The 14,466-nt window shown below is 38.0% G+C and carries 14 protein-coding genes; 2 read left to right on the plus strand and 12 right to left on the minus strand.

Features of this window, described 5'->3' with window-relative positions; translation table 11 throughout:
- Nucleotides 1-86: 86 nt before the first annotated feature.
- The 7 genes from C9J36_RS14190 to C9J36_RS14215 all read right to left on the minus strand — a co-directional run bounded on the left by C9J36_RS14190 (nt 87) and on the right by C9J36_RS14215 (nt 7,858).
- Entirely contained in the window at nt 87-1,418 is a 1,332-nt protein-coding gene (locus C9J36_RS14190) for a histidine kinase N-terminal 7TM domain-containing diguanylate cyclase (RefSeq protein ID WP_268807890.1), read from the minus strand.
- A gap of 3 nt (nt 1,419-1,421) precedes the next feature.
- Entirely contained in the window at nt 1,422-1,640 is a 219-nt protein-coding gene (locus C9J36_RS17545) for a hypothetical protein (protein WP_235616085.1), read from the minus strand.
- A gap of 48 nt (nt 1,641-1,688) precedes the next feature.
- Nucleotides 1,689-2,468, minus strand: a complete 780-nt coding sequence (locus C9J36_RS14195; protein WP_107943515.1) for an ABC transporter substrate-binding protein — start codon at nt 2,466-2,468, stop codon at nt 1,689-1,691.
- Nucleotides 2,469-2,471: 3 nt separating this feature from the next.
- On the minus strand, nt 2,472-3,464 hold the full coding sequence (locus C9J36_RS14200; RefSeq protein ID WP_107943516.1) for an MBL fold metallo-hydrolase: 993 nt from the start codon (nt 3,462-3,464) through the stop codon (nt 2,472-2,474).
- A 111-nt stretch (nt 3,465-3,575) separates the two neighbouring features.
- Nucleotides 3,576-6,383 carry an S-layer homology domain-containing protein gene (locus C9J36_RS14205; RefSeq protein WP_107943517.1) on the minus strand — a complete coding sequence of 936 codons (2,808 nt, stop codon included), beginning with the start codon at nt 6,381-6,383 and terminating at the stop codon, nt 3,576-3,578.
- A gap of 23 nt (nt 6,384-6,406) precedes the next feature.
- Entirely contained in the window at nt 6,407-6,868 is a 462-nt protein-coding gene (locus C9J36_RS14210; RefSeq protein ID WP_107943518.1) for a hypothetical protein, read from the minus strand.
- 117 nt (nt 6,869-6,985) lie between these two features.
- Nucleotides 6,986-7,858: a LysR family transcriptional regulator gene (locus C9J36_RS14215; protein ID WP_107943519.1), complete on the minus strand. Its 873-nt coding sequence runs from the start codon at nt 7,856-7,858 to the stop codon at nt 6,986-6,988.
- A 318-nt stretch (nt 7,859-8,176) separates the two neighbouring features.
- On the opposite strand from C9J36_RS14215, the gene C9J36_RS14220 reads away from it, so the two are divergent.
- Nucleotides 8,177-9,187 carry a YeiH family protein gene (locus C9J36_RS14220; RefSeq protein WP_107943520.1) on the plus strand — a complete coding sequence of 337 codons (1,011 nt, stop codon included), beginning with the start codon at nt 8,177-8,179 and terminating at the stop codon, nt 9,185-9,187.
- Between the two features lie 399 nt (nt 9,188-9,586).
- On the opposite strand, the gene C9J36_RS14225 is transcribed toward C9J36_RS14220, so the two are convergent.
- The gene (locus tag C9J36_RS14225) at nt 9,587-10,501 is read right to left on the minus strand and encodes a ferrochelatase (RefSeq protein ID WP_107943521.1); all 915 of its coding nucleotides are present in this window, start codon (nt 10,499-10,501) and stop codon (nt 9,587-9,589) included.
- Between the two features lie 298 nt (nt 10,502-10,799).
- Between C9J36_RS14225 and C9J36_RS14230 the strand changes: the two genes are divergently transcribed.
- Nucleotides 10,800-11,114 carry an antibiotic biosynthesis monooxygenase gene (locus tag C9J36_RS14230; RefSeq protein ID WP_066168671.1) on the plus strand — a complete coding sequence of 105 codons (315 nt, stop codon included), beginning with the start codon at nt 10,800-10,802 and terminating at the stop codon, nt 11,112-11,114.
- Between the two features lie 78 nt (nt 11,115-11,192).
- On the opposite strand, the gene C9J36_RS14235 is transcribed toward C9J36_RS14230, so the two are convergent.
- The 4 genes from C9J36_RS14235 to C9J36_RS14250 all read right to left on the minus strand — a co-directional run bounded on the left by C9J36_RS14235 (nt 11,193) and on the right by C9J36_RS14250 (nt 14,309).
- Nucleotides 11,193-11,846, minus strand: coding sequence for a peptidylprolyl isomerase (locus C9J36_RS14235; RefSeq protein ID WP_107943522.1), 654 nt, complete (start codon nt 11,844-11,846; stop codon nt 11,193-11,195).
- A gap of 39 nt (nt 11,847-11,885) precedes the next feature.
- Complete coding sequence (locus tag C9J36_RS14240) at nt 11,886-12,509, minus strand: HAD-IA family hydrolase (protein WP_107943523.1); 624 nt, start codon at nt 12,507-12,509, stop codon at nt 11,886-11,888.
- A 40-nt stretch (nt 12,510-12,549) separates the two neighbouring features.
- On the minus strand, nt 12,550-13,287 hold the full coding sequence (locus C9J36_RS14245) for a class I SAM-dependent methyltransferase (RefSeq protein WP_107943524.1): 738 nt from the start codon (nt 13,285-13,287) through the stop codon (nt 12,550-12,552).
- 425 nt (nt 13,288-13,712) lie between these two features.
- Nucleotides 13,713-14,309, minus strand: coding sequence for a TetR/AcrR family transcriptional regulator (locus C9J36_RS14250; RefSeq protein ID WP_107943525.1), 597 nt, complete (start codon nt 14,307-14,309; stop codon nt 13,713-13,715).
- Nucleotides 14,310-14,466: the final 157 nt, after the last annotated feature.

Raw genomic sequence — 14,466 nt, forward strand, 5'->3', positions numbered from 1 at the left:
ATTATTAAAATATATACTAGCAATACGAGAGTTATCATTACTTTTCGAGCCTAGTCCTTCATTATTAAAGCAAATAATGAAACCGCTTATTTCCTGTCAGGCCCCCCATATATACAGTTTCGTCCATTGTGCTTGGCCCTATATAATGCTTTATCTGCCGCATTCAATAATTGATATAAAGTTTCTTCTATTTCCTTTGCTGCTTCAGCTAAACCGCCGCTAATTGTCGTAGCTACTACGATGTCATCTTTAACTAATGGTGTATTCTCTATAGCTTGGCGTATTTGATTTCCTAATTGCTCCGCCTCTACTACTGAATAATTTGGCAATGCAAGGACAAATTCTTCCCCGCCATAACGTGCAAACAATTCCTTGTCCTTTAACTGCGATTTACAAACTTGTGCAACATGTGCCAACACTTGGTCACCAATTGCATGACCATATGTATCATTTACCTTTTTAAAGTAATCCACATCCATTAACATCACTGTAAAAGGGGCATTTTGCTCCTTTGCCACCGTATATAGTTGCATACACTTCTCAAAAAAAGCTCGACGATTATAGATTTGCGTCAATTCATCATAATAAGCTAATTGCTCTAGCTTGAGCTGTAAATCCTTTAACTCTGTAATATCATTGAAAATAATCACTAAGCCATTTTGATAATTCGGCTGCTGTAAGGCAGATAAACGCACTTGATAGGTACGTCCTGTTTCTGGCAGCGAAACTTCCTGCATTGTTGCTAACGAGTCAAGTGTATAAGGCATAGGTTTTTCTAATAATGAGTCCCATACATCCTGAAAGCTCATTCCGAGCATGGATCTTTTTAACTGCGGAAACATTTGACTACATGCTTGATTAAACTCAATCAAACGATGATGGTCGTCTAATACAACAACACCGTCATTAATGCTGTTAAAAATCCTATCTTTAGCTACCGGCATATTACGAAACAGACTTGATGAACGGATTGCCCATAAAAATAATAAAGATGAGATTACTAGTACTGCTGGCACAGGATCGAAACCGTCAGGCGTTAAACCTAGGGAGTAGATAAAAGCCATCGTCATAGGGAGAAACTGACTTCCCATTAATGCGATTAATTGTGGACGATAAACTTTATCTGTTTCTTTCCAATGGAAAAGCAATAGAAAAAAAGCAACTAGCATGCTAGCAAAAATAAAGGCACCATGAATGGAATACCATAGCCCGATTTCTTGATAAATATAAGGCTTTCCTAAAGCAGCATCAAACTCAAATATTTTGTAATGCAGATAATGATAGTCATTTGTCGCTACCATGAGCAATGTAATGATGGGGATAATGAGCAAGCCAATAAAAACCTTTTTCGTTACGCGAAACCCCAAATATTGCATGATAAGAAGCAATCCTAATGGTGGTGTTACTGCTATACCCAAATATTAGAAAACAGTCCAAACCTTCACTTCTTCTATAGATGTAGCTAATAAACCAAATCCCGCCGCAAAGCAATAAACAGCTATTAATGCGGTATAAGCCATAAATAGATAAATAATTTTAGTATAATGATGGCGCTTAATTAATACATGCAAGCTCAAATAAAGATTTAGCACACCTGCTGTAATGAATATTGTGACAATTGTTGTTATTTGTGAATGCACTATGACCTACCTCATTTTATGTTTTGATTTTCTTATATGTACTAATATTTATAGCTGCTTCACAAGCGCAGTTAAATAGCTTGAGGCTTCTACCATTTTTGCGCCATACCAAAACATTTCGCCATCCACAAGTACAATTTTCGTATGAGGTAAAAATTCCTGAAATTCAGCAATATGCTTCTCACTATAAGGAAATGGCTCTGATGCAAGAAATAATACATCTAACTGTGTTGCTTTAAATTGCTCTTGCGACACAATTGGATAACGTCCGTCTAGCTGCGCAAACGGATTTTCAAAGCCAAGGCGCGCTAAAACATCATGAATATACGTCGTATCGCCAACTACCATGTACGGTTTGCGCCAAATAACATAGCCCGCTAGCCCTCGACTTTGCTGAGGTAAAGAGGCAAAGCCCGCTTTGCTTGCCTGTACAAGCTTCGTCGCCTTATTATTTTTATTTGTTAACATACCGAGCGTTTCTATAAGACGATGACCATCCTCAATCGCTTGCACCTCCGCTACAAACACTGGGGCAATTTGCTCAAGCTGTGTCACAATTTCCGCTGTATTTTCCTCTTTCTCTGCAAGTATTAAATCCGGCTTTAGCTGCTTTATCAAGTTGATATCAACCTGCTTCGTACCACCGACAGCCGTTAATTTCTCTACCTGTCCTTTCGGAAAAATGCAATACTTCGTACGCCCGATTAGTAGCTCTTCTGCGCCTATAGCAAATAATGTTTCGGTAATGGCAGGGCAAATGGAAATAATGCGCTGTGGTTGGGTAGAACATGTCACCTGTCGCCCAATATGGTCTGTTATTGTTCGCATATTTTATCTCCTCTCATTATTAAATAGCCAAACTTCCTTTTCTTTATGAATGGTCATCTTCTTTTGCATTTCGCCATAATGCGTATAACCAATAATATCCGATAGTACAAAAATAAATGCTTTCTCTAGCTTCGTGCCGTACACCGCCTGTGCTAATTGTTGACCTGTTCGTTCCCCTTGCTGCATTGCCTGCTCGATACGTTGCCATTTCAGCTCCATTCGCCGCAAGCTCTGCTCGATTACTTGTTTTGCATTTGTAAAGCTCGACTGATGACCTGCAAACACATGCGCTAGCTCAAAGTTTTGCAAAGCATAAAAGGATTCTCGCTGTTGCTGCACAGTTGGGAGCATTGCCCCTTCTTCATCAAAATCTACTAGCGCATTCGGTATACTGTTAGCAAACATAATATCCCCAGCAAATAGCCATTTTGTACTCTCATCATAAAAAGCAATTGAATCAGGCGAATGTCCCGGGAAATAATGAATGCGAAAATCACCTAGCATTTGCGATTGATGCAACGGAAGTATCTCTGCCTGCACTTTCAATTGCTCGCGCTGCTCATAAGTTGCCTTTAACTTCGCCATACGTTGCATAGCCGCTGGCATATGTAACACATCGTACGCTCTATATAACCGCTCGAAAAAAACAATTTTATAATGCAAAAAATCGGGCTCGAAACGCAATCGCGGAACCGCTTTATCGCTTGCATAAACAGGGATTTCTTTACACGCGACAATATCATTAACCATCCCGGTATGGTCATTATGATGGTGTGTTAATAAAATTTGTGAAATATCCTGTAGTTGAAAGCCATATGCCGCAAGCTGCTCCTTGAAAAACTGCTTATAAACAGGATGTTCTATCCCCGCATCAATTAACGTCAAACTATAGGCATCCTCTACTAAAAAGCAGTTGATACTATCACGCGAATTTTTGGATGGCTTATAAATAATCGGATACACTTTTTTATTGCCAGCTTGAATAATTGGTTCCATATGAATACCCCTTAACTATTGAAAAGACATGTTAGAATGATTCTAACATGTCTAAGCCATTTTATCCTATATTAACAGGCTATCTAATAAGCGATGCGTTCGCACATTTTTCTAATATATAGGTTGTAAAATAAATTCATAGTCTGCAAGTGTAATCGCTGTCGGATATCCCTCAGATGGAGCATTTAGTGTGATAAAAATTTGATTCCCATCTATCCCACTGATTGCACCACCAATTGTTGTAGTATCAAACGTAACTTCTAGCATTTTGCCTACTAGCTCTACTGGAACACTTTCTGCACAAGTAAGGACTAGCTCCAAATCATCTTTCCCAGCCCCTATTGCATTAATTATGATAGTTGTTGGTGAATCTACCTCTTGTTTAATTGTTAACTGCGCAATTATTGCTGGTACAAGCTCTGTTGTTTGCTGTGTTACAGGGTCGGTATAAGAAATCGCTTCATTTAATATAAATGTTACTGTATCACCAGTTATTTGAATAGCATTTCGCATTTCCTCTAGTAACCCGAATATAGTTGCTAATTGCTCTTCCTCAAACTTATCATATAGAATAGACCAAATAGCTTCGTACACTATGCCAACACTTGGTTCTTCTCCATCCAAATAAATCATTAACTCTTCCCCGTCTAATGCTTGCTGGATTGCCACAAGCTCCTGCAAACCACTAGCAATATGCTGAATATTTCCTAGTTTTTCAAGCTTTTCTACCATATTATTAATGTCTGTTTGAGTCACAGCTACTAAAAGATTCATATTTGTTAAGGATGCAACCCGTTGATTAGCAATTGGTGAGCGCTTGGCATCTGTCACCATAGTTTGTGCCTCTGTAATCGCCATTTCTAGTGTATTTACTGCCCTTTGAGGTATCCATGCCTGGTCGTAAGAAATATCATAACCATTTTCCGATATAGGTATCGTGCCATTTTTCACCTCAGCTAGCTGTTCAAGCGCATTGCCAATCATTGCTTCAAGGCTCGTTATTACAAGTGGCGGATTTGTATTTCCGCTGCCAGAGCTGCCTCCACCAGTATTGCTACCGCTCGAGCTATTATCTACGACTGCTGGAGTGAACGGTAATTGTTGGCCATTGGCCTGTGTAATTGTGCGGATTTGCCCTCGGTTTTCGATTCGTTGGCGCAATTGATCTAATGGAAGGTCTGTTGTAATATTTCCTACCTCTACTCCCTCTCCAAGTACAAGTCCAGCATTTGCTGCCTCAGGTAGAAGAACATTGTCTATTTTTAATTTACCTTGTAATCTAGCACGCAATTCTTCTGCCCTCCTGCGGTTCTCCTCTTCTAGTTGTTTCTTTTTATTTTCTAGCTCCTGCAGTCTCGCCTCTTGCTGCCTTTTCAATTCTTCTAGCTTTAACTTTTGCAACTCATCTCTAACATAGGAATCAGCTACTCCTTGCATTTTTTCTTTATCTTGCTGTGATAAATTAGGGGCAAGCTGTTCGACAATTTCTCTTATTCGTTCTTCAGGTAATTGTTGCTGTGCAGTTCTCATAATTGAAGCTATTAGCGCATCTAGCTGGTTGGACATGTCAATATTCGCTCCTAGCTCGTTGAGCATGTCGCTATTCTCCATTGAAGACCTTAGGTTTTCTAAAAATTGCTCATTCTCTGCTCGAATTTTATTCAAATTATCCAGAATCGCCCCCATTAAATCTGGATTCATTGACAATAAATCAATTGCAGCTGAACCATCCAAAATCTGATTTGGATACATGTTAGGATTCATATCAACCATACCAACATGAGGGACATTTATTTCTAATGATGGGCTAATGAAATTGATATATGGTAGCGAATCATTAGAATTAATCACCGCCCCTGATCCCACAAAAATAGCGTTGATGAAGCTGCCGTTAATTTCCGTTACCGTTACAAAAAAATTAGTGGCTACCTTAGTTAGCGATGCTACTTTAGGTGTCTCATTCTCCTGTAAAAACATTTCTCCATAGACATTTACTCCGTCTAACGCGATATAGGAAGTTTGCCCCGCAACACGGAGGTCTGCCTCGATTGTTATGTTTTTCAATTCAATAAAATCAGCATTGACTACAATATAACCAACAGAGGCATTGCCACCATCCAATACTACATGGGCGTTGGACTCTCCCGATGCATTTAGGTCGATTGCCAACACTTCAGTAATTTCTCCGTTTACAATAATGACATCTAGCTTTGCCCCAGCTAAAGCAGCCGCATTTTTAACGTTTAAAATGGGCTGTGCATTTGTGCCAATGGACCATTTCTGTGCATCTGTTACCAGCTCTCCATTTTCAATATTTTGTACGGTAATAGTAGCCCCTATAACTTGACTAGCTGCCGCTGCACGCTCGCTTGCCTGCTCTGCTCTAACGATAAATGTTGCTAATTGACCACGTGTCACAAATTGATTACCGCTAAAAGTAGTAGTAGATGTCCCCTTTGTAATATGATTGGCAAATAACGCTGCTACTGCTTGTTGATGAGCTACCTCCACATCTATAAATGGCATGGCTACACTCTCTGAAGTAGGTAACTGCAATGTTTGTGCAATAATCGCAGCCATCTTATAACGTGTAATAGGTTGATTAATATCGGCTGGATTGTCCAAAATACCCGATAACTGTAGAAGTTCCTCGCCTGTTCCTTCCATGCCAATAACACCTGCAAGCATTTTCGCAGCCTGTGCATATGTCACCGCTTCATTCGGTTTAAATGTGCCATCAGGATAGCCATGAATAATGCCGCGCTCGGTCAAATTTATAATCGCTTCATAATGACTGTTTTTCTCCTGCACATCTGAAAATGGGACTTCAGCGGCTTGTGCTGCTAGCCCACCCCCTGCAACAGCACTCGCCGTGACAACCCCTGCTGTCGCTAAAATAAATAATTGTTTTTTCTCCATCTCTGCCCCTCCTGTTCGCTTTATTAGCGCATATTGTTAATAATCGACGAGCGACTATCCTGCATTTTCTTCACAAAATCTGTCATCACATCAAACGCCTCATTACGCTTATTATTTAAACTTTGCAGACGTAGCATATCCATTTGCTGTGAATTGCTTAGTGTAGAAATTTGAGCTTTTAATTCATTAATTTGTTGCGCTAATTCTGCTTGTCTAGTTGAATTCGCCGTAGCCGCCTCTTGATTTAATAGCGCTATTTGTTCATTCAATACAGCAATATCCTCAGTCCTTTGCTGCACATTCTCGATTTGACTTTTTAATTGTTCATCTAATAAGCTCGTTCGCTGAGATTGAACCATCATTAAAGCCGTTTCAATATCCATCCCTTGAATATTTAATGGCGGAATTGTTCCATTAGCTGAGACCCCTCCGCTACCTATCAATAAACCAAAAGCCAACGCACTACCAATTAACGTTTTCTTCACTTTTCTTACCCCCTCATTTAATTTGTCTAACTCCTTTGCTTCAAACCATAGCATGTAAAGGTTAAATCTAGGTTAAAAAACTAAAATTTTTTCTGTATATTAATATAAAAAATCAAGTTACTTAATTAATAACTCAATAAAAACCTCTGTTGCTTTTGTTTGGAATTCCGCAATTGTCGTTGCAAGTGAAAAATTCCTCGTAATTGGAAACCCTTTTATATTCATTAGCTGCAATTTATTTAATTCTAATTCTTTTTTTATAGTTGAATGAGAAAGTAAAGAAATTCCTAAACCTGCTTCAATTGATTCCTTTATAACCTGTGTACTACTAAAAGTCATCAGTCTTTCAGGATAAAAGCCTAGCTGCTTAAACCCCTTTTCTTGCATATCCCGTGTTCCTGACCCCTCCTCGCGAACAAGCCAAGTCTCATGGCTCAAATCGAAAGGAGTTATGTTATATAAATCCAATAAAGGATGGTCAGATGCTGCAATTATTGATAAATAATCAGATGCAAAGGGGGTTATTTTAATTTTTTCATTATTTATTTCCCCTTCTATAATTCCCACATCAATTTGGTTTTGTAGGAGTAATTCAATAATTTCATGGGAATTTTTTATCATAATATTTGGATTTATTTGTGGATACATCTCCAACAAAGTAGCAATCTTATAAGGTAGAATATATTCCCCATAAGTATAGCTAGAGCCAATAGATAAAGTGCCTCTTGCAGTATGCTTCAAATCATCTAATAAATTTTCCATCCGCGTGTAAAGACCTAAAATATCCTTTGCATGATGGTAAACAATTTCTCCAGCTTTATTAAGCCTAACAAACTTATTAGTTCTTTCTAATAATTTTGTTCCCATTATGCGCTCTAAGTTTTGGATATAACTGCTAACTGCTGGCTGTGTCATATGAAGTATTTCAGCAGCACGAGTAAAATTTCGTTGCTCTACAACTGTAATAAAAACACGTAATGCTTGGTCCAACTTTCTCACTCCTATCAAATACGCCTCGGCTAACTTTCTTCTAAATTTTTTTGAGCGAACTAGTTGAAAGTTAACCTAAGAGCGTCACATTCTGTGACATTCGCCGCAAGTCTGACATAGTCACTCAGTCACTATCTTAGCATGCGATGTTCTTAGACTGAGTTCCTCTTTCTCAATCATTTATAGTAAGCCTTAAGCGGTTTAACAATCCACTAATGATAACCTATTACTTATCATTATCATTATTATAATTGATTTTACTTATTATTTTTAGAGGCATATGATTAAAACAAAATATTAACTAAAGGAGATTTTTATATGACAGATTCACATAAATCATTTGCATCGAGAAATTGGCTTGCGGGAATTGGTTTTACTTTTATTATTGCATTGGTTAGCTTCGGACTTTCAAAATTACCTGTTCTGAATCATGTAGGACAGCTTGCATGTGCCATTATCATTGCTATTATTTTTCGTCAAATATGGGGATATCCTGAAAAACTACGTGAAGGAATTCAATTTTCCTCTAAAAAGCTATTAAGGCTTGCAATTATTTTTTTTGGATTAAAGCTTAATATGGATATTGTTTTTCATCAGGGATTAGGTCTGCTTGTTAAAGATGTCGGTACTATAGTTTTTTCAATAGTTCTTACCATGTTTTTGGCTAAATTATTAAAAGCAGATACCTCATTATCTTTACTCCTTGGAATAGGAACTGGGGTATGTGGTGCAGCCGCTATTGCTGCTGTTTCACCTATTTTGAAAGCGAAGGATGAAGATACCGCAATTGGTGCTGGTATCATTGCACTTGTAGGAACGATTTTTGCCGTTACTTATACTATTATAAGACCTTTAATACCTTTAACGGATATACAATATGGTATTTGGTCGGGGATTAGCTTACATGAAATTGCACATGTTGCCCTAGCTGGTACACCTGCGGGCTCGGATGCTCTTGCAATAGCTTTACTAGCCAAACTAGGCCGTGTCTTCCTACTTGTTCCATTAAGCTTTATACTTATCTATTGGATGAAGCACAAAAGAAAAACAGAAGCTGATTCTGATACAAAAATTGAATTTCCATGGTTTCTTATAGGATTTATTATAATGAGCTTATTCGGAAGCTATATACTTAATCGTGTCATTACAGTCCCTGCAAGTGTCATGGATGGAATATCATTTTTCACTTCTTTTATTTTGACCATGGCTATGATTGGACTAGGCTTAAATATTAATTTGAAAGACCTTCGAACAAAGGCTTTGCGACCGCTTTTAGCTATGCTGATTACCTCACTTTTTCTATCTATCATTACGTATTTCATTGTGTAATTAGCTATAAATTAGGGGAACCAGATTAGTTAAGGGGACTTTTGACACTTATGCCGAGAGTAACCGCAGGAGCAAATATTATACTGCGACGAGTAACCGCAGGAGCAAATGCTTTGTGTGCCGAAAGCGAAGCGATAGGTACAAGCAGTTTTAGCAAATATTTAATTTAGAAGCAAGAGAGTTGTCCGAAAAGTCCATTTTGTTTTGACACCGCATTGAAATAAATGTTTTCATCGCCTCCCTTTTACTTGAGGGATAACACTGACAAAACCAATGTTCATCCCATTTTTAAAAGAAGCGTTTTCTGTTTAAATGAATCAACATTTTGCGAAACATCATCGCTACTGTCCAAAATGCCGGCTATGCACGGCTTTTTGGACAGCCCCTCGTTGTAAATATTTAATTTGTAACAACTGCTTGAATACGCTTTTCAATTAATGCAGTTAAAGCCAATATTGTATCGAAGCTATCACCTAAAAACTCTGAAGTTGCAAAGCTGACATCTAGCTCCTTAGCTAACTCTCTACATTCAGAATTGATTTCACTAAATGATTCTACATCGGCACTAACGCTTAATAACTCACATGTAACAAAGCCTTGTGCCCCGGCAGCGTGTAAATTTTTCATCGCATCCTTCACATTTGGGGACAGCCAGCCTTCAGATTTACCAGAACGATAAACAGGCTGGAAGCGCTCAATATTAGCCTTTTTAGCAATCGCGGCTGAAAGCTCCTCGAATTGTTTAGCGTAAGGCTCACTGCGCTCAGGAACTAATGGTTGACTATGCGTAGTAAAAAGTACATAAGCTGATTTCTGTGCTTCAATAGGTAGCCAATCAAAGGCACGTCGAACACGCTCTGCATAAACGTTAACAATCCCTTCATCTAAGTGCCAATTATCAATCGCTATATGACGAATATCGCTTCCTTTTACAAGCTCTGCCACTTCCGTATGCACTGCCCCTCCACCACTAACAGATAAAATTGGATTAACTGACAGTGTAACGATTGTCTCTGCACCAGCTTGTACCGCCTCATTATATACATCTTCCACAAACGGAGCCGTATGCTTATAAGCATTGTATAAACGTACCTCTTCCTCTGACCTATTATTTAAAGTCGTTTGCAGCGCTTTTGCGATACGTTCTGTTGAGGAACGAATAAAATCTGGCAACCCTGATTTTTTAAAAGCCTCTTCAATACCACCAAGCATCTGTGCTGGTATGGGCTTCCCCTTTAAAATATTACTGAAATATGTTTGAACATCATCAATTGATTTCGGTGCACCATACGCATAATAAATTACAGCAATCATGAAAACAGCTCCTTATAGCAGTAGTTTTAGCTTTTCTAGAAAATAGGCTAGCACACCAATTTCCAGACTAAAATAAAGTTTTTTAGAATTCATATAGACTTTATAGCTTTACGACTATCATTCTATATTTATTGATAATCATTGTCAATTAGAATTTCGAACCCAATATTTTATAGAAGTATTCCTCTTAATACTTAGAAGATGAGGACATAAGAGAAAAATCGAGATTGTATTATTACTATAAATATGCTTTACCATTAATTGATTATCATTCTCAAATGAGTTGGGAGGCTATATGATGTATACTGTATCAAATCGCTTTTTAGTTAAAAAAGGAATGGGGCATAAAATTGCTCCTGCATTTACCTCCGAGAAGGAGTTATTAGATTTTGAAGGCTTTCATAAAGTTGAAGTAAGCGTTTGTACACAAAATCGCGAGCATGATGAAATGAACGTCATGATGTATTGGCAAGCCTTAGAAAATTTCCAAACTTGGAGAGCCTCCGATTCCTTTAAAAAACTGCATGCGAGGGATGCTCAAAGCAATGGGGAATCACCAATAATTTCAAACCAAATCGTAATTGCTGAAATCGTCGCTACATTATCTATTTAATTTCATCGCATATAAAGCATAAGAGCTGAAGCTGTCGGGAAAATCTACTTCCCCGCAGCCTCAGCTCTTCATGCTTGTCTATTGAATTACTTGTGGTGCTGGATACTGAAAACCTTTTGTATCAACTTCTACCTTTTTCATTTGTTGATCCTCTAGCGGCTTATCCGTGCTATTACGCTCTACATTAACAATAGCATCCGCTACTTCAATGCCTTCAATTACTTTTCCAAAAGCAGCATATTGTCCATCAAGATGCGGCGCATCCTCTACCATAATGAAAAATTGTGAACCCGCTGAATTAGGGTCACCTGCACGCGCCATTGAAATAACGCCACGCTCATGCTTCAAATCATTTTCAAATCCGTTTGCTAAAAACTCACCTTCGATTCCATAGTCAGGACCACCCGTTCCATTGCCTAGCGGGTCACCCCCCTGAACCATAAAGCCCGGAATCACTCGATGGAAAATCAGCCCATCATAAAAACCCTGTTCTACTAGAGAAATAAAGTTTGCCACTGTATTTGGTGCTACAGAAGGCTCTAATTCGATAACGATTTTTTCATCATTGCTCATCGTAATCGTTACAATCGGATTTTCCTTAACCTCCGCTGCATAATCGCCTGTTTCCTCTGTCACTGTATCATCCTCCACTTTCTTTGCACCACAGCCTACTAACACTAAAGTTAGAGCAAAAAGTGCAGCGACAATATACAACCCTTTATAACGTGTCAATTTGTTTCAACTCCTATGAATTACTCTTTTACTATTATATTAAAATATTTTTAATAAGTCTGCTGGTTCTTCAATAATATAGTCATATCTCTCTGGCTCTCCAAAGCCATATGATGCAAAAGCAAACGGTATTTCTGCAAGCTTTGCAGCGAGCATATCTCCCTGTGTGTCCCCTACATACACTGCATTTTTTATATTATTTCTCTCCATAATTAATTGAATGTTTTCTCCCTTTGATAAACCTGTTCGCCCAGGGTTTTCGAAATCTATAAAATACTTCTCCATTTTATGATATTCATAAAATGCTTCAATATAGCCTTCTTGACAATTGCTCACAATAAACAGACGGTATTTTTGCGCAAGACTCTTCAAAGTTTCCTCAAGTCGTGGATATAAATTCCCCCCATAGCGCAATAAATCTGCTTCCTCCTGCCGACCACACGCAGACATAAGCGCCGATTGCTGTTCTTCATTCAAATAATCAAATAAAACTTCAGCTATTTCCTCCATTTGCAGCCCCATCACCCGCGACAAATCCTCTTCGGTCACTTCTCCTTTTCCGAAAGGAGATGCCTGAATGACCTTTGTCCATGATTGCGCCACTGTCCTTCTTGAATCCCATAACGTCCCATCTAAATCGAAAATAATGCTTTCTATATTCATGTGTAACCTCCTCTATCCATCATACTTTATTATACCTTCACTAGCCCTTTCTCGCTCTTACAATTAAAAATGACGGACGGCGTAGCTCCTTTTGTATACTAGGTAATTTGTCGATGGCATCATCAGTCGGCTTTGGCTCCACTATTTTTTCAATTTGTAAACCATAATCAATTAGCGTATTCAAAACCGTTGACATTGTACGATGGTAGGTCATGACATTATCAACGAACCAATGCTGTGTACGCAAACTCTCATCTTGATAGTTATCTAAAGCAAAATGGAATATATCCCCCGCTTGATTGGTAATCCAACTATCATTTCCCTTATTCGCTGTAACAATCGGGTGCTCGATAGAAAATAGCAATATTCCATCACTTTTTAATGCTAGACTAATCTCTTTTATAAGTTGCTGGAAATCCGCCATATAGTGGAATACTAATGAGCTACTAATAAAATCAATTGATGCAGCAGGCACTGTTAAATCCTCAAATGCTGTTTGCTTAAAAATTAAGTTTTCATAAGTATAATTACTTTTAGCAGTAGCAATCATATTAGCCGAAATATCAATACCTGTGACATGCTTTGCACCTTGTTGAACACAAGTTGCTGCAAAGTCCCCCATCCCACAACCAATATCTAGTACAACCTTACCTCTTACCTCCGGTACAAGTGAGATAAAATAGGGCTGCTCCAACAAATTATTATAGTTATTTTCCCTAGCTCTTAATGCTTTATACTGCTGAAAAAATTTATTGTTATCATATATATTTTGCTTCATCCTTGCCTCTCAATTCATCATAACGTTATAAGGTATTTGCGCAAAATTATTATCACATGCCACCGAAATTATTAATAGACTTATAATTTCATTTTTGGTAGGATGTAGATAGAGGCATGTCTTCTTTAAGTAAATAGCAAGAGTGTCTTCCTAATTCAACATCTTTTCCTTCAAATTCAATTAGTTATTTTATCAATTATGTCTTGGCGTAATTGCGTCCTGATTTTTTCGAATTCACTCGAAAACACTCCTTCAAAATCTGCGACGTCCGCCGAAGGCTTTATCGCCCGCTGAAACAGCTCTAATGCTCGCACCATCTATAGAGTCCCTGTCGCCCAAATAAGATTTGTCGCTACGCTTTCCGTATAGAAAACATGTGCTCTTGCGGTTACTCGTCACAGAAAACATCACTGAAAGAAGTTAATCTATAAATCTCTATCTTCCCCCGAAACAACCTTAACTTCCCCAAGAGACATCGTGTGTAAAAATGCTAATCTTTCTGCCATTTCTTTAGGGGTACTTTTGAAGCCCTGCTTAATCCAATAAATGAATAAACCTAAAAATGCATATGTTTCATACGAATTGATTGCCTCTATATCAAACCACACTTTTTCTGGCAAGCTCAAATCTTTGCGGCTAATGCTGCCAATTGTTTCACAAAAGATGTTTTGAGAGCCTGGAATAACTTCCCCCATCAGCATAAGTGAAAAGATAAATTGATTGTTATAGACAAATTCAAAAATGGGAATGGTTGGTGTAGGGTCAGCTAATGTAAACGATTTTTTCCCTTTGTAGCTATCACGATAATATTGTGCCAGCTCGTCTAAATAGTCCTTAAAAATATCTGCTAGTAGCTGCATGCTATCTTCATAATGTGAATAAAATGTGACGCGATTACATCCTGCTACTTTTGCAATTTCTGTAATAGAAATATCTTTAAAATCTTTTTCCTTTAATAAAAATAACATAGCATCCTTTAATTTTTTACGTGTCCTTACTATTCGTCGGTCTTCTATTGTCATTGCTAAAATCACCTAATTTCATACAAGCTTTGTACAAATTATAACATGATTCAATTGCATTTCGATTGACAACAAAGATGGCGAATATTAAGAAATGATTGTCTTCTTAAAACGAGGGATTTTAAATTGACATTCCCCACTCAATTCTGTTAATTTA

Origin of the sequence: Metasolibacillus fluoroglycofenilyticus (genome assembly GCF_003049645.1) — a bacterium.
GTDB classification, from domain to species: Bacteria; Bacillota; Bacilli; order Bacillales_A; family Planococcaceae; genus Metasolibacillus; species Metasolibacillus fluoroglycofenilyticus.